Source organism: Staphylococcus sp. SUC_1.2 (assembly GCF_026222585.1).
On the sequence record NZ_JANJPM010000036.1, the window covers coordinates 1 to 19,251 of the forward strand.

Annotated in this window: 17 protein-coding genes; 3 read left to right on the forward strand and 14 right to left on the reverse strand. The window is 31.3% G+C overall.

Going from position 1 to position 19,251, the window contains the following annotated elements:
• Positions 1-72: 72 nt before the first annotated feature.
• The 7 genes from NR218_RS10860 to NR218_RS10890 all read right to left on the reverse strand — a co-directional run bounded on the left by NR218_RS10860 (position 73) and on the right by NR218_RS10890 (position 7,332).
• A complete protein-coding gene (locus NR218_RS10860; protein WP_011275187.1) occupies positions 73-1,140 on the reverse strand; it encodes a P-loop NTPase in 1,068 nt (355 codons plus the stop codon).
• 144 nt (positions 1,141-1,284) lie between these two features.
• Positions 1,285-2,736: an MDR family MFS transporter gene (locus NR218_RS10865; RefSeq protein WP_011275186.1), complete on the reverse strand. Its 1,452-nt coding sequence runs from the start codon at positions 2,734-2,736 to the stop codon at positions 1,285-1,287.
• 74 nt (positions 2,737-2,810) lie between these two features.
• A complete protein-coding gene (locus NR218_RS10870) occupies positions 2,811-3,278 on the reverse strand; it encodes a SepA family multidrug efflux transporter (RefSeq protein WP_011275185.1) in 468 nt (155 codons plus the stop codon).
• Between the two features lie 124 nt (positions 3,279-3,402).
• Entirely contained in the window at positions 3,403-4,731 is a 1,329-nt protein-coding gene (sdrM, locus tag NR218_RS10875; protein ID WP_011275184.1) for a multidrug efflux MFS transporter SdrM, read from the reverse strand.
• A 139-nt stretch (positions 4,732-4,870) separates the two neighbouring features.
• The gene (gene trhA, locus NR218_RS10880) at positions 4,871-5,554 is read right to left on the reverse strand and encodes a PAQR family membrane homeostasis protein TrhA (RefSeq protein WP_011275183.1); all 684 of its coding nucleotides are present in this window, start codon (positions 5,552-5,554) and stop codon (positions 4,871-4,873) included.
• A gap of 16 nt (positions 5,555-5,570) precedes the next feature.
• A complete protein-coding gene (locus NR218_RS10885; protein ID WP_011275182.1) occupies positions 5,571-6,758 on the reverse strand; it encodes a UTP--glucose-1-phosphate uridylyltransferase in 1,188 nt (395 codons plus the stop codon).
• Between the two features lie 55 nt (positions 6,759-6,813).
• Entirely contained in the window at positions 6,814-7,332 is a 519-nt protein-coding gene (locus NR218_RS10890; RefSeq protein WP_011275181.1) for a metal-dependent hydrolase, read from the reverse strand.
• A gap of 176 nt (positions 7,333-7,508) precedes the next feature.
• Between NR218_RS10890 and NR218_RS10895 the strand changes: the two genes are divergently transcribed.
• Both NR218_RS10895 and NR218_RS10900 read left to right on the forward strand, forming a co-directional pair.
• On the forward strand, positions 7,509-7,769 hold the full coding sequence (locus tag NR218_RS10895; protein WP_011275180.1) for a hypothetical protein: 261 nt from the start codon (positions 7,509-7,511) through the stop codon (positions 7,767-7,769).
• Positions 7,770-7,924: 155 nt separating this feature from the next.
• Positions 7,925-8,239 carry a heme oxygenase gene (locus NR218_RS10900; RefSeq protein ID WP_011275179.1) on the forward strand — a complete coding sequence of 105 codons (315 nt, stop codon included), beginning with the start codon at positions 7,925-7,927 and terminating at the stop codon, positions 8,237-8,239.
• 76 nt (positions 8,240-8,315) lie between these two features.
• On the opposite strand, the gene NR218_RS10905 is transcribed toward NR218_RS10900, so the two are convergent.
• The 7 genes from NR218_RS10905 to NR218_RS10935 all read right to left on the reverse strand — a co-directional run bounded on the left by NR218_RS10905 (position 8,316) and on the right by NR218_RS10935 (position 17,148).
• Positions 8,316-9,632 carry a YjiH family protein gene (locus NR218_RS10905; protein WP_222125915.1) on the reverse strand — a complete coding sequence of 439 codons (1,317 nt, stop codon included), beginning with the start codon at positions 9,630-9,632 and terminating at the stop codon, positions 8,316-8,318.
• Positions 9,633-9,901: 269 nt separating this feature from the next.
• Complete coding sequence (locus NR218_RS10910; RefSeq protein ID WP_011275177.1) at positions 9,902-10,867, reverse strand: FecCD family ABC transporter permease; 966 nt, start codon at positions 10,865-10,867, stop codon at positions 9,902-9,904.
• Complete coding sequence (locus NR218_RS10915) at positions 10,864-11,895, reverse strand: FecCD family ABC transporter permease (protein ID WP_011275176.1); 1,032 nt, start codon at positions 11,893-11,895, stop codon at positions 10,864-10,866. Before NR218_RS10915 ends, NR218_RS10910 begins: the two co-directional genes overlap by 4 nt.
• A 12-nt stretch (positions 11,896-11,907) precedes the next feature.
• Complete coding sequence (locus NR218_RS10920) at positions 11,908-12,906, reverse strand: ABC transporter substrate-binding protein (protein WP_011275175.1); 999 nt, start codon at positions 12,904-12,906, stop codon at positions 11,908-11,910.
• Between the two features lie 240 nt (positions 12,907-13,146).
• Positions 13,147-14,214, reverse strand: coding sequence for an alanine/ornithine racemase family PLP-dependent enzyme (locus NR218_RS10925; RefSeq protein ID WP_011275174.1), 1,068 nt, complete (start codon positions 14,212-14,214; stop codon positions 13,147-13,149).
• Positions 14,215-15,975, reverse strand: a complete 1,761-nt coding sequence (locus NR218_RS10930; protein WP_011275173.1) for an IucA/IucC family protein — start codon at positions 15,973-15,975, stop codon at positions 14,215-14,217.
• Positions 15,976-15,978: 3 nt separating this feature from the next.
• Positions 15,979-17,148: an MFS transporter gene (locus tag NR218_RS10935; protein WP_011275172.1), complete on the reverse strand. Its 1,170-nt coding sequence runs from the start codon at positions 17,146-17,148 to the stop codon at positions 15,979-15,981.
• 114 nt (positions 17,149-17,262) lie between these two features.
• On the opposite strand from NR218_RS10935, the gene NR218_RS10940 reads away from it, so the two are divergent.
• A complete protein-coding gene (locus NR218_RS10940; RefSeq protein WP_011275171.1) occupies positions 17,263-19,212 on the forward strand; it encodes an IucA/IucC family protein in 1,950 nt (649 codons plus the stop codon).
• Positions 19,213-19,251 lie beyond the last annotated feature (39 nt).

A 19,251-nucleotide genomic window follows, 5' to 3' on the forward strand; every position in this document is an offset into this window, starting at 1 on the left:
GAAAATTGGACTGATGAATTTTGTCATCAGTCCAATTTATTATAGAACCTCAATTTTACACTAAATCTATCTTTATTTTTTAATTGTAGATGCTATCACTTTTTGGGCGATAGATGTGTAGATTTCTCCTAAACGATCATCTGCTTGATAAATAGAGGGAGAGAAATCTTTAGGATTCCAAGTAGGTTGTTCTAATGGTAGTTCTCCTAATAACTGAGTATTTAATTCATCTGCTAGTTTACGTCCTCCGCCTTTACCAAAGACATATTCTTTATTACCTGTTTCTTTACTTTCAAAATAACTCATATTTTCGATAACACCGAGAATAGAGTGCTCGGTATGTTTTGCCATTGCCCCTGCTCTAGCAGCAACAAATGCTGCAGTAGGATGCGGTGTCGTTACAATTATCTCTTTACTACTTGGTAGCATTGAATGTACATCTAAAGCTACATCCCCTGTTCCTGGAGGTAAGTCTAATAGTAAGTAATCAAGTTCCCCCCATTTCACTTCTACAAAGAAATTGGTTAACATTTTCCCTAACATAGGTCCACGCCATATTACTGGTGCATTCTCTTCTACGAAAAAGGCCATTGATATAACTTTCACTCCATGACGTTCTACTGGAATAATCTCTTTTCCTTGAACTCCTGGTTTCTCATCAATACCCATCATATCTGGAACACTAAAACCATAAATATCCGCATCAACTAAACCAACACGTTTACCTTCGCGGGCTAAGGCTACTGCTAAATTTACTGCTACTGTAGATTTACCTACACCGCCTTTTCCTGAAGCAATCGCTATAAATTCTACAGGATTGTCTTTAGATAAAAGTCCCTCAATGGTCTTAGGTTGTTCTTCTTTCTTACCAGTATATTGCTCAACCGTTTCGGCAGGTAATTCTTCAAATCTTATTCCAACAGTATTAGCACCATTATCTTTAAGCGCTTTAACTATTGCCATTTGTAAATCTAATTGCGGTTGTCCGCCTAATTGTGCCATTGCCACTTTGACACTAACATGCTCTATTTCTTCTTTAATAGTTACTTCTACAATACCGTCTGTCTCTTTAAGTGGTGCATCTATAATTGGATCTTTTAATGCTCCAACTATTTCTTTCACTTGATCTACCGTTAACAATGAAAATCCCCCTTAGTATTCTTTATACCTTTATAATATCAAATATTAATATGTATTGACTTTCTAAATTAGTATATATTTTTTAAATATATAAAAAAAGAAGTTAGCTCACTATTTGTTGGCTAACTTCTATCAATATCAGATTTACATATCCCGTGTATTTGTTGAATTTTTATTATAGTGTCTTTCCTCTTTGATAAATAAAGAGAAAATAAAGCCTATAATTACAAGACCAGTAACTATTGCAAACGATAAATCTACACCAGCTGCAACACTCTGTCTTTGTAATATTTCATGGTTCGAACTTGCTGAAGAACCAGTGCTGAGTATTTTTGCACCAATACTCATGAAAGTTACCATTAAAGCTGTTCCTAGAGAGCCAGCCATAACACGACCGAAGTTCATGATGGCAGTACCATGTGATATATCTTCATTTCTAAGTGCATTTATACCTGCAGTATTGATAGGCATCATTAATAATGAAACTGCAAACATTCTTATAGCATAAACAACAACTAACATAGTGTATGATGAATCATATTTCAAGAAACTTAAAGATGCCGTTGTTACGATAAGAATAATGAAACCAATTAAAATTAAAAGTCTAGGCCCATACTTATCATATATTTTACCTGTATAAACAGACATTATACCGTTTAAAATGGCTCCGGGCATAATGACCAATCCAGACATAAATGCACTCAACCCAAGTCCATTTTGAACAAATAAAGGAATTAAGAGGGCTGGACCTACCATTGACATCATTACAATCATTGAAGTTATAGTACTGAAAGTGAATATTTTGCTTTTAAAAACTTTGAGGTTTAACAAAGGATTAGTGATACTTAACTGTCTTCTAATAAATGTGATAACTATTAGAATACCAATAATGGCCGAGATTACAACAATTGGATTAGTGAACCCCAAATTACCTGCACTACTGAACGCATAAAGCATTAATCCGAATCCTAACGTTGAATAAACAACTGATCTTTTATCTAACGCTGTCTTTTTAATTTCGTTATAACTAGATAGCGTGATAGCACCAAATATATATCCTACGAGCGCAATGCCTACAACTATAATGAAAGGCACTCTCCAACTTGTATTATCAATAATTAACCCAGAAAACGTAGGACCTATTGCTGGAGCAAATTGTATGACCAAACCAGCCAATCCCATTGCAAATCCACGTTTCTCTTTTGAAAATAAAGTAAACAATGTGAACTGCATGAGCGGCATAATAATTCCAGCACCAATAGCTTGAATCACTCTGGCAAACATTAGGACACCAAAGCTAGGTGCAATGGCAGCTACAATTGAACCAACTAAGAAAATTCCCATTGAAACTAAATATAATGGTTTTGTTTTAATTCGATCCATCAGATAAGCAGTTAAAGGGATCATCGTCCCATTAACAAGCATAAAGCCTGTTACTAACCATTGAGCAGTATTTTCAGATGTATTTAATTCTTTCATAATGTGTGGCAAAGCCGTATTTAGTAAAGTTTGATTTAAAATAGCGATAAATGCACTTAATAGCATTACCGCTACGATGAGGTTCCGTTTTTTTGTGGATACTTCTATATTCGCCATATAAAAACTCCTTTTATTTCATACATATTTTTTTATCCAACCAAATTTAGTATGCCAAGCAAACTAAATGCTTGCTATTTCTTATTATTAAGGTTCTCACTATCTGGATAAAATATAATTTTAAATATATATAACAATCCTATGATGACTGAAATAACCCAAAAATCAATCTCAATATAAACATAATGTATGTGAATAATAAAATAGAAGAGTATCGTAGTAACAACGTATGAAATCAATTGGTACAAACTGCCATTAAAATATGGATTATTGGGCAATTGTTTTCTAAAATAGTCCATTAAATGTTCAATGGCAAATAAAATGAAGTAACCAAAAACAATATAGCTACCATAATAAACTAAATTATCTACTAAATTTTTATTGTAGGTAAAATAACCTAGCTTAAAAAAAATTAGGATTCGACTTAATCCAAATAAACCAAATCCTAAAAACATTAAAAAAATAGCACCTGAAATGATAAAGATAGTGAGGACAAGTAAAGTTGATAAAATATTTTTATAATTATTTTTAAAAAACTTCATCTTTCTGTCCTCCTTTATATACACGCTCATTTTATCATTAATAATTCACGATATAAAATTTAAAGTACATTAGTCTAAAACTTTATTATTCTTCAACTTTATTTCGTTTGAATGATTACACATTCTATACCTCAGGTCTATAAAGTGTTGACCACATAATAATCAGAAGAATAGCGACTAATGAAACTGCAAATAATATATTGTAAAAATGCCCATCCATGATTCCAACTGACATAGCATAGAAATATCCCATTACAGTTGAACCTATTGAAGAACCTAAATTTTTAGTTAATGCATAGAAAGACATCATTTTCTTCATATGTCTAGGATCTGTTTCTTCTTGAACGATGACACTGTCCTTTGTATAAACAAATCCAAAACTTACCCCAGCAAGAATTACTGTTGCTGCTATTAATAATGGTACTTTAAGACCAAACATGAGTATGATACTGCTAATCAATAATAATGTAAAAGCACTAATATATAATGCTTTTCGAGTTAAGTTCTCTTCTACCTTTGCTAAGTTAAAATTTAAAACTAACCAAGCTACTGACAGTGGGAATATTACCAAACCACTTTGAAGTGGTGAAAGATGTAAGTGATCTTGTAAGTAGATTGGAATGTATAAATTGTATCCCATTAAAGACATAGCTATTAATAAATCTGTTACAAATACTAGTGAAACTGAACGATTAAACTCTGAAATTGGGATAAATGGATTCTTTATTTTGCTCTCAAATTTAAATAAAATAAAGATAAAAATGAAAGCTAGCATCAATGCAATAATATTTAATACTATTGAAGACTTACTCAATAAACCAAACATAAACAATCCTATAAATATGTAAAAGAAAGAAAGCCCCTTAACATCTAAGCTTGAAGATTTAACTTCTGATTCTTCTGAAAAATGAAATGTAATAAATGCAAGTATAATTGCAATAACTGCTATTGGAATATTTATAAAAAATAACCAATGCCATGTTGCAAACTCTAAAATTGCCCCACCTAATAATGGTCCAATAATACTTGAAATTCCCCAGACACTTCCTACAATTCCCATAATTTTGTATCTAAATGGTATTTCAAATGCTAATTTTGGAACAATTTGAGTCAGCGACATCATAACTCCTGCTCCCAATCCTTGAACAATTCTAGAGATAATAAGCATTATAAATGTGTCACTCATTCCTGACATTAAACTGCCAATACCAAATAAAAACACGCCTATCATTGCAATATATAATATTTTAAATCTTGTTAATAATTCACCAACAATAGGATTCGCAACTACTAGCGCTATGAAATAAACAGTAAATACTAATGATATAGATGCACCAGCGTTTAAGTCAGTTCTTATAGTGGGCATCGCTAATGAGATAATTGAGCTTTCTATTGCAGCCATAAACATAGTTAAAACTAAAGTTACGACGATACCTATTGATTTAAAGTTCATGAACATTATTCCTCCTAAATAAATTTCAGATTCTTTAATAGGATAATCAACATTTTATTTTATATGCAATAGAATGATTACCTTAAATAAAAAAATAAGACTGATGACCGATAAAATCATCAACCCTATTTTAAATTCTCTAAATAAAATAAAGTATTGCTATTAAATGAAACATTGAAGCGATTACGATAAAAATATGCCAAATCATATGAAAGTATGGACGGTTTTTTTGGGCATAAAACCAAGCACCAATAGTGTAAGATAAGCCTCCTAGTACAATGAATAAGATAAATAACCAAGATGTACGCATAATGATAATAGGTAGAAAAATAATACCAACCCATCCCATTACCAAATAGACAATCAAACTTAATTTAGGATTCACATTAACAGAAATGGACTTATACAAAATTCCCCAAATTGTAGTACCCCAAAGTAATATGAATACAAACCAACCAATCCATCCTCCTACGACAGTTAATAAAACTGGCGTATAAGTTCCTGAAATAGCAACATAAATCATACTATGATCAATAATTCTTAAAATATATTTGTGAGCAGTATTATTTTTCATTGCATGATATATAGTTGAAGAGATAAACATCATAAAAATACTAATTACAAATATAGAAATACTAACTGAGCTTAACGTTCCATGTGCTATATAACTATGAACTGCAGCATATGGTAGTAAAAAAAGTGTAAGTAAAGCAGCTACACCATGTGAAACTGAGTTACCAATTTCTTCACCGAAAGATAGAGGAATGATGTCTTTAAATGATTCGACAACAGTACCTTTTGCATTCTTAGTTGAGTTAGACATCTGGCCCCACCACCTTTTAAATTAAATTCAAACGTTCTAAATCTGATGTAGCAGTTTCAACACTATCTTTACCTTCTTTATTTTTAAGTGGAGAAAATTCATCTTCTCTATTAACTTGCAACGTTACAAAACTTGTTGCATATCTAAAAATATCAAAGTAAAACAATTCAAATTTTAATGTTGGTTTTTCAACAACTCCAAAATCTTCATCTAATTGCTTTAATTTTTTCACTGCTAAGTGATATGGTAAATCATTATTTACTGCTTGTTTAATAAATGCAACTTTAAAGGCATGAATTCCAATATTTGCATTATCAAACGTATTAGCGACCGCTTCATCCAATTCAGAATACTCAAGAACTGTGTCCTTACTATTTTGATTTACTAATCGTCCGACACTTTCACCATCTTTAGGTTGAATTGATTTAGAAGTTACGTCGCAATCATTTACCACTGTAAACCCAGCAAATAATGGATCTAATACTTTAACTAATACGTTATCAATGTTATTTAAGAAAATAAATTTCACACCATCAGATGCCATTTTATCTAAGTAACCATTTTTTTCTAATGATTTAAATACACCACCATTTCCATTTGGCGTCTCCATTATATAACCTTGTTCATTAAGTACCAATTGCCCAGTTTCACATAATGCGACCATGTTTTCTTGTTTAAAGAAATGTACATTATCAGGGTTATAACCAAAATAATCATGTTGTTCAAAGTACGATAACGTTTCTTCATGATTGATATCACTAGTCATGATATACCAATTGATTAAATGACCAGTTTCCTTTTTAAGTTTAAGTAATTGTCGTGCTTGTAATTCAAACAAACTAACTCCTTTAATTTCAAATGAACCTTTTGGCCCTTTATAACCTAAACGCGTCCCTTGACCACCAGCCATTAATAAAACTGCAAATTCACCGTTTCGTATTGCTTCTATGCCTTTTTGTTCATATTTTGCACCTTCTTGATCAGTCAATTCAGTCTTGCGTTGATATTTTACTTCTGAAACAGATGACACATCAGAAATTGATTGACGATTAACATATAAATCTTGAAATAATTGTTGAATACTTTCTAAATCTAATTCATTCACTTTCGATTCTAATTTTTCTTTTTCATTACTGCTCATTAACTTTTCATATTCACTCAAATGTTCTTGATTATATTTCTTTAATTGATTTTGATCTAACATTTTAACTCTCCTTGTGATTAATTCAATATGTATTCATACACTCATTATTTGGTAGTTACCCTAAAATGGACTGACTTATATATTTTAATAAATGACTAATAGAAGTTTGAAATAATATGTATAATGCGCCAATACTTAATGCAGTAGCCAGTGATACATCGACTAAGCCACCAGTTTTAAAGGTAAACGGGAACTTAATAGTAAGAGGAATCGGATAAAGTAACTTTACTCCCCTTGGCGTTAACATATCTAGTATAACATGAGAGGCCATACCACCGATAATAGAAACCAAATAGTAAGTAGGAGTTTGAATCAAATTAAGGAGAAATACAATGATACCTATAAATAATAATGAGTGAGTAAATGTCCTATGACCGAATAACAGTCTAATAATTAAACTAAGCAATTTTAATTTTCTACCAATTTTACTTCCAGTGTGACAAATGTCTGGTAATAAACTTGAAACTACAGATAAACATATTACTGTAACAGTTGAGAACAAATCTGTTTGAAAGTGTTCGGTTGTTAATGCACCTACTAGTAATCCAGCAGATACGTGAGTTTTGCCTGTCATAAACCTTCTCCTTTATAGAGAACATTTTAACATAAACCACACTGAAATACGAACATATTTTCGGTGTTAGTTAAATAGTGTATCACAAAATTTAAAAAGTATATCATTAATACTTGAAAACGATTACACACTGATATATGATATAGACATAAATAACATAAAGGATGTGTTCTTTAATGGCAATGACTGTTAAGAAAGATAATAATGAAGTTAGAATTCAATGGAGAGTAGCTGATATCAAAATCCCTACTAGTGAAATTAAAAATATTTCACAAGACCAAGAAATTCATGCCGTTCCAGATTTAGATTCTAAAAATATTTCACGTATTGGTTCTACTTTTGGTAAAACTAATAGAGTGATTATTGATACAGATGATCATGAATACATTATTTATACGCACAACGACCAAAAGGTTTATAATGAATTAACTAAGTAATACCAATATACATTTTTCATTCGCAAAGTTATATAAAAAACTGTCAACTTCCGCTATGTAGTTGACAGTTTTTTAATCTAAATTAATAAATACTGTATTACTTTGTATTTTTCTCAATATTAATTAAACTACACTTAGATAAGGAGGTTAAAATTATGTTTGTTGTTACAAATAGAATTACCGTAAAAAAAGGTTTTGCAGAAAAAATGGCGCCAAGATTCACTAAAGGTGGAAAAATTGAAGCATTGCAAGGTTTTCATAAAATTGAAGTTTGGAAAGTGACACGAGATCATGAAAATGAAGACATGTACGTAAATACATGGTGGGAGACTGAAAAAGACTTTGAAGCTTGGACTAAAAGCGATGCATTTAAAGAAGCACATCAAAACAGAGACAAAACATCGTCTGAATCTTCACCGGTGATTAGCAGTGAAATTGTTAAAGCTACGGTGTTATCTACATTAAATTAAAAAAACGGCAATGAAGTATAGATAGGAATTGTTTATTTCAACATTTCTAACCTCTGACTTCATTGCCTTTACTATTTTATAATAATAAATGAGCCATTAACGCTATAATTGGTAAAGTGATTGCAGTTCTAATTAGGAAAATCATAAATAATTTACCTAAACTTACTGGTATTTTAGAACCTAATATTACACCACCAACTTCTGATAAATATATTAATTGAGAAATACTTAATGCACCAATTACAAATCTTGTAATCTCACTGTGCGCATCAGCAATTAATATAGATGGTAAGAACATATCTGCAAAACCAATCAATAATGTTTCAGAGGCTTTAGCCGCTTCTGGTATTTGCAATAGTTCAAGAATTGGAATAAAAGGTTGACCAATAATTGAAAATACTGGCGTATAATTAGCTATCATAGTCGCAAGCGTTCCGATGCTCATAACGACTGGAAGGATAACAAACCACATATCTATTACAGTTTTTAAGCCGGATTTCCAAAACTCTTTAAACCCTGGTGCTTTCAATCCAACAATAGTTGCCTCTTCAAAACCATATCCTAGTGCCGTTTTACCTTCAGGTAGTTTTTCTAATCTAGTATTCTCAGAAACTTCTTTAGTAAATTCATCAGGTATTTTGTTTAATGGCCAAATACGTGGCATGATCATTGCAGCAACAAAACATGAAATAATTACAGTTAAATAAAATGCAAAAAATTTATGTTGTAATCCAACAGTTTCTGCAATAACTATAGCAAAAGTAATAGAAACGACACTAAACGTAGTAGAAATCACTATGGATTCCCTTCTAGAGTATATGCCTCTTTCATACTGACGACTTGTTATTAGGACACCTACAGTTCCATCACCAATAAACGAAGCTAAATTATCTACTGTAGAGCGTCCTGGCAATGTGAATAATGGTCTCATAATTGGTCTAAATAAGGGGCCTAAAAATTCTAATAAACCATATTCCATTAAAAAAGGTAAGAATAGTGCAGCAAATAAAAATACTGCAACCAATGTAGGTAAAAGATCATAAAACACTAAACCACCAGTATCCTCTGAATAAATAACCTTTGAACCAAGTTTAAAATAGGTCATCCATACAAAGACGACGGCTAATATTCTTAATGTCATCCATACTGGACCAACTTTAAATGCACTATCTAATAATCCGCCTGGTTTAACTTTACTTTTAAAAATTGTCGAATAAAGTACTGTTAATATTGCAGACAATGTAATAATAAAAATTATAATAATTGGCATTGCATCACCTAGTAGACCTTTTAGCCAATTTGCTAAAAAGGCTACAGGTAATGTAGTTTGTTTCTCACCATCTTGTGTAACTGGTACTGGAATTAAGAAAAGTATAATTCCAATAATAGACATAGTTATGAATTTCGCTCTACCTTTGGCAATCTGTTGCTTTGAGTAACCTTCCACCACTAATAACCTCTTTCTTTCTCATTATTGATGCTTTTATATTCATTGATTATGTAAATATATTAAGTAAAACTGTGAACTTTTATATAAATATAAGAATATATGCATTTTTATAAATATCATGTTAAATACTATATATCATTTTTAATTGATATGCAATATAAAAAGAGCTAATTTTCATCATAAATATGAGAATAATTAGCTCTTGAATTTCATTAAATTCGTCTTAATAAAAATAAGAAATATGGCACCCCAATGATAGCAATTATTACACCCACAGGTATATCTAATGGTGGATGAATTCCTCTCGCTAACCCATCACTGAACAAGATTAAAATTGAACCTATACAACCAGACATAATTACAACATGGAAGTAACGTAGACCTACAATAGATCTAGCGATATGTGGTGCAATTAGGCCTAGAAAACTTATACCGCCTACTACTGAAATGGAGGCACCAGCCAGCATAACCGACAAAATAAGTAAGATCATTTTGAGTCTTTGTACTCTTGCACCAAGCGCCGTAGCAATATGTTCTCCTAAATTTAAAATATCTAATTGATAACTTAAACATAATACGAGTGGTAAGGTTATAACAAACCAGGGTATGACTGAATAGAAATTTTCAATAGTATGACCATATAAACTCCCTGTTAACCAAACTAACGCATTATTTGCATCCATAGGGTTTCTAATAAGTAAAAATTGAACTACAGCGGTACATATAGCACCGATAGCTAACCCAATTAAAGCTAAAGTTGAGCCTTTAATATTATATTTAGAAATTAAAAATGACAAAATCAAACTAATAAATAATGCACCTATGAACGAACCAATGGGTAGTACTAATAGCGGCGCTGAAGGAAATAGCATAATTACTATAATAGCTGCCAAACTAGCGCCTTTAGTTATACCTATAACATCTGGAGATGCTAGTGGATTTCTAACTACCCCTTGAATCACCGCGCCAGAAATGGCCAAACTACTTCCCACAACTAAACCTAGTAACGTTCTCGGAATTCGGTACTCGTTTAATATGAAATCATCAAATTTTAGAATTCCGTGAATTGCTTTCAAAGGACTGTACATTGTTGAACCAACACATAAACTTATAAATATGCTTACAATTAAGCAGATGATTACAACAGTGTAACGAATAGATAATTGTCGTTTTGTCATATTCGTTTCACCCCTTTTAAAGTTATTAATAGGAAGTAAATTGCCCCAACAAATGAAGTGACAATACCAACTGGAGATTCGTAAGGAAATGTAATAAGTCTACTTAACATATCTGATAGTAATAATAAATCGGCACCTATCAAAAAAGTTAAAGGCACCATTAAGAAGTAATCTTTACTTATATAACGTTTAACTATATGAGGGACGATTAAACCAATGAATCCAATCGGTCCAACTATTGAAACAGATGCACCTGCTAGTACGATGACAAGTAGGCCAACTATAATTCTGATAAGCTGAGTCTTCTGGCCTAATCCTTTCGCTATATCGTCTCCTAATTCCATTATGGTTAATTGACGGCCTAATAACATCGTTATGATAAGCGCTAATATGAGCAAAGGCATAACTGACAAGACTGCAGTCCATTTCAATCCATTTAATGAACCTACTAACCAGAACATAACGGTAGTATTAGAATCTTCATTTAAAATGATGATACCTTGCGTTAAACTACTGAAAAATAAATGAATTGCCATTCCTGCAAGGGCCAATTTAATTGGTGTTATTTTTTTCGTAGATCCGGATAATACATAGACAGTTAATCCTCCAATAAATGCCCCTAAAAATGCCAGATATGTTGCATAGTTACCTAGTGAAGGTATTAATATCGTCACTAATACTATTACAAATGATGCACCTGAATTAACACCAAATATTTGTGGAGATGCTAATGGATTCCTAGTAATCGCTTGCATTAAGAGGCCAGCTAAGGCTAGCGCACCGCCAATCAATAACCCACCAATCATTCTTGGCATTCTTACATTATGAATAAGAAATGTTTGTTTATTATTTATAGATGTAAAAAAGTATTCAAAAATATGTTTAGCATGAATTTCAGACGAGCCAATCGCTAAATTAAAATATGCAAAAATAAAAAGAAAGCACCCACTCACAATAAATGTGAGTGTAGTGCGCCTCTTATTTGCTTTGTCTAAAGCAGATTGACTATCAGTAGATCTAATAGTCATTTTATTGCCACCTTACTTTTCTTTATCTTTTTTAGAAATTTCTACAAGTTCTTTAGCCATTTCTTCAGAAGATATTAAACCTCGAGCTCTTGCCCAAGTATCACGACTAACGATACTTACACGATTATGTTTAACCGCATCTAATGTGTCCCAAACCGGGTCTTTTTTCATTTCTTGATATGATGGTTCTTTAGGACTTGCGCCATCAGTCATTATAAACATACGTTCAGGATTTACGTCTTTTAATGTTTCTGCATTAAGTTGTAAATAAGGTCCTTGTAAATATTTGCTTAACCCTTTAGTGACATCTTTATTTAATGCTTCTTTAAAGCCAAGTTGACTTAAGAATTGACCTACATAAGATTCACTTGGATGTGCTAATAAGCCAGATTTAGACGCTACAGCTGGTAATACCTTTTCATTTTTATCAAATTGAATTTCATCTTTATATTTTGCAATCTTCTCTTTATGCTCGTCTAAACGTTTCTTACCTTCATCTTCTTTATTTAAAGCTTTGGCAATTGTTTTAAAAGCATCTATATTATCATTATAATCTCCATCAAAACTTTTTAATTCAATTGTTGGAGCAATTTTACTTAATTCTTTGTAAATACCTTTGTGTCTGTTACTATCTGCAATAATTAAATCTGGTTTTAATTTACTGATTTCTTCTAAGTTGGGTTGTTTACGAGCACCAACAGATTTATAATCTCCAATTTTTTCTTTTAATGGTTTAATAATACGATTTGGTTTGTTGTCATCAGCAACCCCAACAGGTTTAACATTTAGTGCCGCTAAAGCATCTACAAATGAAAATTCCAACGCTACGACACGTTTAGCATCTTTAGGAACTTTAGTTGTGCCTAATTCGTGTTTAATTTTAATAGAATCTTTCGATGACGATTTATTACCTGAATCACCTGATCCATTATTGCTAACATTACCACAAGCAGTAACTAAAACTAATGCAAATAATAATGCGACTATACCTGCAAACTTAAAGCCTTTCATGAATTCCACTCCTCAATATGTATAGGTTTACAATACATAGTTTATTGATAACGATTATCAATGTCAATATAATTTGGTGTATTTTTTAATTTTTTTATAAAAGTAAATTAGAATTTTAATTATTAATGGATTTTACCTTTAAATGATAAAATAAAAAGCCATTAATCAGAATGAATTCAAAATTAAAGGCTAATTAATTTATTAAAGTTTATATGATAATTAATACCTACAAAGAATTGGTTAACATTTTTTATTAATCAATAATGGAGAATCGACCATCATACTATTCAAAGATTGAATATAATTATCCTTAAAATAGTGCTTTGTCATATGGTTATGATACATTACTTGAGAAAGCGCCTCATACTCCATAGCAAATTCTATAATATCACCAACTTTATAGTAATCTTGATTATTTAAATTAATCATTAGATGATCACTTGATGCACCAACAATGCTAACATCATTCTTAATAGGTTTAATTTTATTTACGTCTGTGTCAACATAGCCAATATCTACAATTGCTTGTAAATAGCATTGATTATTGTCAGATAGACGTGGTTTAATCTCTAAAATTTCCGCTTCTACTGTAATTGCATTCTGAAATAGCATGGGTATAGATTGATTTGTTGTAGTATCTATCCCTCTAAATAATGCCTCACCTATTCGTAACTCATTAATCCTACCCAAATCATTGTACATTAATTGGGGTATCATACTTGAGTTTCCTCCTGATACAACTTTTAGTCTAAATCCTAAATTATATTCAATAGCATCAACGAATTGATTTATCTTTAATATATCTTCTTCAGTCGGAGCCGAAGACTTGAAACACATAAAGTTAAATGCAATACCTATTAATTGAATATGAGTCATTTTGATGATTTCTTCAATATAATTTAGTACATCATAAGTTATAACCCCTTCACGTCTATCCTTCCAATCAATCATTAACATAATTTGATGTTTTTGATTTAACTGTTTAGCAATGTCATTTATCTCTCTAATTGACTCAATTTCAGTTTGCATACTCATTTTCACTGATTTAATCAGTTGAGTATAACGGTTTTTAGATGTTGGTCTTAGTAAAAGATAATTGCATTGTCCTTTGAAATCTTCATTTATATTCTCAAGTCTTGATTCTGCAAAATGGGTGAACCCTGATTGAATTAATGTTTCGATAATTCGACTATCACCAGCTATACATTTAATTACTGGGGTTAAATGTATATCATTATTTTCTAATAACGTTCTTAGTGCATCTGCATTATATTCAATTTTAGATAAGTTTATATTGATTTGAGCCAATTATCTCACCTCATCTCTAATTGGATTATCAAGTTCGATATTTAAATATTTTTTCACTCTATTGCTCATACGCATGCGTAATAATGCCTTAACAGTAATCTTTGAACCAAAGAGTACATCTTTTAAAGCTTGAGCATGTGGTTTATTATCATTTATTGCTAATTTAACTTCATCTTGAACTAGAGTGAACAATTCTTCTTCAGTTACAAATTCCGTTTTTGAAAAGTGATGAATTAATTCAGCTAACTGATTCTGAATAACAGCATGCTGAAATTTCGCAATAACTTCTTCAATTGAATTTGCCAATAAACTTTGATTGGACACGTTGATATTTTTCAGTTTATGCGTAAGTGTATTTAAATCGATACGAGACCCACCTAAATCACGCACAATAAAATTCATTTGATAATTAGGTCCTAAATTAACTATAGTATTTTGCATATGCGCTTCTAAAGCTATGCCATACTCTTGAATTAAATTGATTAAAGGCGTAATAAGTTGTCGACTATAATTTTGAATAAAGGTTAATATACCTCTATTATTTAACTCACCATTAACCCATTCGATATAACTATCAACTGTAATATGTCGATCAATTGGATTAGGATTAACCAATGCACCAGTAACAATAGTCACCCCATTGTTTGCAATATAAGGTGTTTCTCTGACAATACATGCTAACTGTCTAGCATCCTCGTCATTTGTTTTCGCACATAAACCATAAGGTTCTAATGCAACATTTAGTTGTGGATATTGATTTAATACATTTTGTAAAGCGCTACTCAATATAGGTCCATCTACCGTTGTAACACTTGAAACTGTTCTGACAGCACTAGTTGCTTGTACATTGACAGGTAATTTTATATGATATGGCTTATTGATGAGCGCCATCGTCCTAAATGATAGTGTTGCTTTCGAATCGACATCAAATGGTGTTGTTAATAAAAACTTATTAGCAATCCAATTCGCAAACTTATCGTAGATAGTATGGTTGTATTGCCATGGATGTACTAATATCACAAAATAGTCTTCTAACGAAATATGAATAGACTGTGCATATTTTCTAATTCTTGTTTGATATTCAGGTATTACTTTCTTCAATATGAAATCTTCATCATTATCTATACACGTAGCTTGTGCACAGTCTTTATGGATTAACATAATTTTTAACGGTATAACTTTTTCAAACTCAGGTGAATACATTTTAACTTCATCCATAGTTAATGGCAGTTTCGTTTTAGTAAGTGGATGTGTAGGATGACCTTCTAATACTAAGCTTTCTGAATATAACAAATCATTGATTTCATTCGCGTCATTCAAATGTTGTAACCATGCAAAAAAATTTAAAGTTGTTGGCATACCAGAAAATTGCATACTAGATTGCACATTATGTTGACGTTGATAAAATTGTTTATAAATTTCAACAAAGCTATCTCTACTATGTATTATTTCATCTATTAATTGCTGATGTATATTAATATCAAAATGATTACTTAACATATCTAATAAAGCTTCTACTGTTGATACTTCCATTATGTTTGTGCCACATCGAAATGTAATTGGTCCTACAAATTCATACCTTGACATTACACTGTTATGATTAAAATGAGTAGAAAGTATACATCCATGATATTGTATATCTAATTGATCATCTTTAGTTGTAATAATAGTTTGTTCTTGCCAAATGTTTTCTTTTATTAAAGCATTTAAAATACGATATTGTATATTGGTATCCGCATTTTGCCATGCGTTTTGAGTCATACTCTACTCCTCCAATTTAATTGGTCTTTGAATTATATATGCAATAAATGCAATTACAAAAGTAAATATTCCCATGGTGATAAATGTATTAATGGGTCCCATTATTTCTGATAATGTTGTTAATATTAAACTACCTAAAGGAATCATCCCTCTATCCATCATGACGATGCTTAATATTTTTCCTCGATGCTCTGATGCTATATCCTCTTGAAAATATATTCGATTTGATGTTCTAGCTAATTGACTAAATAAACCTACAAGTGACATGCAGATAAACATGAATATAATGTTATGTATAATGACACCTACAAGCGCTAATCCAAATAGACAAGAACTTAAATAATACATTTGTACAATGGTGAACTTTTTCAAAATTATGGGTAGTAAAAGTGTTGCAATCATACCACCTACAGCACAAAAGGTCATTGATACACCAAAGATTTCCGAGCGACCGGGAAAGAGATCATGTACTAATACTGGTACTAGTGTAGTATACGAAAACCCAGTAGCCATGATAATCAATGACGTAATAAATATTCTTGAGGCCTGCATATTATTCTTAAAGTATTCCCACACAACCGTAAATGAAAACCCTTTGTTAGCTTTATTTGCCTCACCAACTGTCTTGAAGGTTAATGGTATACACAATAGAACAGCAATGAAGTAACACATTGATTGCGCTAGGAAAGTAAACGGTGCATGGTAAATTGAGAGTATCAATCCTGCAATTGCTGGACCTATTGAGCGACATATATTTATGATAAAAGAATGATATGAAACGGCTTGGCTTGTATTTAAATGTACAGATAAATCTGGCAATACAGCTTGTCTTATTGGTGTTTCCGTCGCATTAATCATACCTCTAAGTGTGGCATAAATGAGGATGAAAATAATCGGCACTTGTTCTAATAAAAAGGTACAAACACATAATGTGCTTGTCACTAAAAATGAAGATGAAATGGTCATTTTCAATAATTTTCCTCTATCAAATTTATCAGCTATAGCGCCAGCCCAGACACTTAGTAACAAAATTGGTACGAGTCGGCAAAAATTAACCAATCCTAAATAGACTGCGTTATGATAACTAGTAAGTACATACCAATTCAAGCCAATTTGTCCTATCCAATTCCCTAGAAATAATAAAAAGGAACTAGAGAAGAAAAATTTCGCCACAGTATTCCACCTACTTATTTATAATAATATTTATAATTGATAATGAATATCATTATCGATATTATGGATTATACAAATGTTTTAGATTTTTGTAAAATGAATTTGAGGTGCCATATGGATAATTTAATTTCAATAGACAATATAGATTTACATTTAACTGATGAAGAATTAGGAGCTTTATCGTTTTTAAAACAAGAAATGCCCCATTTAGTAAACTACTTTAAAAATGAATTGCTCGTTGCACGAGATAAAATTTCTCAACGCTTAATTACATCCCTTTACAGAGAAAATTTAGTCAACGCTAAATCAAATAGTACCTTTGTCTCGTCATGTGATATTAAAAACTTTCCAATAAATGGAGAACACCAAATTATGCGCGTGCATTTTCCCGAAAGCGATAAATATTTATTCGCAAAAGTTTCCAGTACTCATGCATTTGGTCGTGTAGATGTTGAAGGTCCATTTTACTATTGTGATAGTGATGGTAGACAATGTGTTCGTATACTTCATCCTAATGAAGTATTAGCTGATATCTTAAAGGAAAATCCAGAGCTTGATAATGAGGCAAGTTCACAATTCAAAGACGATATGGAAAACAGTGTTGCAAATATGGCGTTAGCACTTTCATATCAAGCATATGAGATGCAACATTCAAAGGAACCTTTATTGGAAATAATTATTAATGAACAAGATAGTTATTTGCGTTCAGAGCAGGCAGTTATAGAGGGACATCCGCTTCATCCTGGAGCTAAATTGCGCAAAGGCCTTAATGCTAATGAGAATATTAAATATAGTTCAGAATATAATAAAGAAATCCATTTAAAGTGTGTGCTTATTCACCAAAGTATCGCTAGAACACAATCTTTATCTTTTACTTATGATGCTGAATTAGAAGCGCAATTTCCAGAACTATATAGTCAAATTAAAACTGAATGTGATAACTTGAGTAATCTGAGTGAATATCATTTAATGATCGTTCATCCTTGGCAGTTAGATAATGTATTATTAAGTCAATACGAAGAGGAAATAAATAATAATTTAATGATTCCACTAAAGATAGAAATACCTTATTACGCTGGTTTATCTTTTAGAACTTTAATGCCGAAATTCCCAAGCACGTTGCCACATATTAAGTTATCTACCAATGTACATATTACTGGCGAAATTAGAACTTTATCTGAACAAACAACTCACAATGGTCCTTTAGTTACTCAAATCTTAAATGACATTTTAAAGCAAGATAAAAATTTCACTCATTATAGAGTTGGTATTTTAAATGAATTTGCTGGTATTCACTTTTATAATTCAAATGACGAAGAAGCTATTCAAACAGATCTAAGTGAACAATTAGGAACGCTTTTTAGGGACAATGTGTACAATCTAACTGAAAAAGATAGTATTCCTATGATTCCATCAAGTTTAGTGGTTACCTATAAATATAATGAAGAACCACCAATCATTAGTTTAATTCAACGTTATAAACATCACTACGACAAATCTAATCTTGATATCGCAGCTCAAGAATGGTTGTCAGATTACATTTCTCAATTGTTAGGCATAGTGATTCCTTTATATGCTAAATATGGCATTGCACTTGAAGCACATTTACAAAATTCAATTTCAACGTTTAACGCTGATGGACGATTAAACACTATTTATATTCGTGATTTTGAAGGCTTACGTATTGATGAACAACTTTTAAATGAAACTGGATATACGACAAAACATTTTCACGAAAAATCTAGAATCTTGACCGACTCTAAAACAACAGTATTTAATAAAGTCTTTTACTCGACAGTTCAAAATCATATAGGTGAACTTATATTAACTGTTTCAAAATTCATTGAAGATGAGGAATTTGAATCTAAACTGTGGGATAGCGTAAGCGAAATTATTCATAACATTTTAAATAGCTTAACGGATATTAACACAAGCCGCATTTCAGAAATTAAACAAATTATGTTTGATAGAGACATTGATTATAAATGCGTGACAACGATGCGTTTAGAAGATGAAGCACATCACTATACTTATATTAAAGTAAGTAATCCACTACATGGTTAAACGATATTAGAAATCAAAACTTAATTCTAAAATAAAAAA

What these genes read in the sequence shown, in the direction of transcription:
- NR218_RS10865 (WP_011275186.1), bottom strand. Translation starts at nt 2,736, where the DNA reads ATGGCGAATATAGAAGTATCCACAAAAAAACGGAACCTCATCGTAGCG.
- NR218_RS10870 (WP_011275185.1), bottom strand. Translation starts at nt 3,278, where the DNA reads ATGAAGTTTTTTAAAAATAATTATAAAAATATTTTATCAACTTTACTT.
- sdrM (WP_011275184.1), bottom strand. Translation starts at nt 4,731, where the DNA reads ATGAACTTTAAATCAATAGGTATCGTCGTAACTTTAGTTTTAACTATG.
- trhA (WP_011275183.1), bottom strand. Translation starts at nt 5,554, where the DNA reads ATGTCTAACTCAACTAAGAATGCAAAAGGTACTGTTGTCGAATCATTT.
- NR218_RS10885 (WP_011275182.1), bottom strand. Translation starts at nt 6,758, where the DNA reads ATGTTAGATCAAAATCAATTAAAGAAATATAATCAAGAACATTTGAGT.
- NR218_RS10890 (WP_011275181.1), bottom strand. Translation starts at nt 7,332, where the DNA reads ATGACAGGCAAAACTCACGTATCTGCTGGATTACTAGTAGGTGCATTA.
- NR218_RS10895 (WP_011275180.1), top strand. Translation starts at nt 7,509, where the DNA reads ATGGCAATGACTGTTAAGAAAGATAATAATGAAGTTAGAATTCAATGG.
- NR218_RS10900 (WP_011275179.1), top strand. Translation starts at nt 7,925, where the DNA reads ATGTTTGTTGTTACAAATAGAATTACCGTAAAAAAAGGTTTTGCAGAA.
- NR218_RS10905 (WP_222125915.1), bottom strand. Translation starts at nt 9,632, where the DNA reads ATGTCTATTATTGGAATTATACTTTTCTTAATTCCAGTACCAGTTACA.
- NR218_RS10910 (WP_011275177.1), bottom strand. Translation starts at nt 10,867, where the DNA reads ATGACAAAACGACAATTATCTATTCGTTACACTGTTGTAATCATCTGC.
- NR218_RS10915 (WP_011275176.1), bottom strand. Translation starts at nt 11,895, where the DNA reads ATGACTATTAGATCTACTGATAGTCAATCTGCTTTAGACAAAGCAAAT.
- NR218_RS10920 (WP_011275175.1), bottom strand. Translation starts at nt 12,906, where the DNA reads ATGAAAGGCTTTAAGTTTGCAGGTATAGTCGCATTATTATTTGCATTA.
- NR218_RS10930 (WP_011275173.1), bottom strand. Translation starts at nt 15,975, where the DNA reads ATGACTCAAAACGCATGGCAAAATGCGGATACCAATATACAATATCGT.
- NR218_RS10940 (WP_011275171.1), top strand. Translation starts at nt 17,263, where the DNA reads ATGGATAATTTAATTTCAATAGACAATATAGATTTACATTTAACTGAT.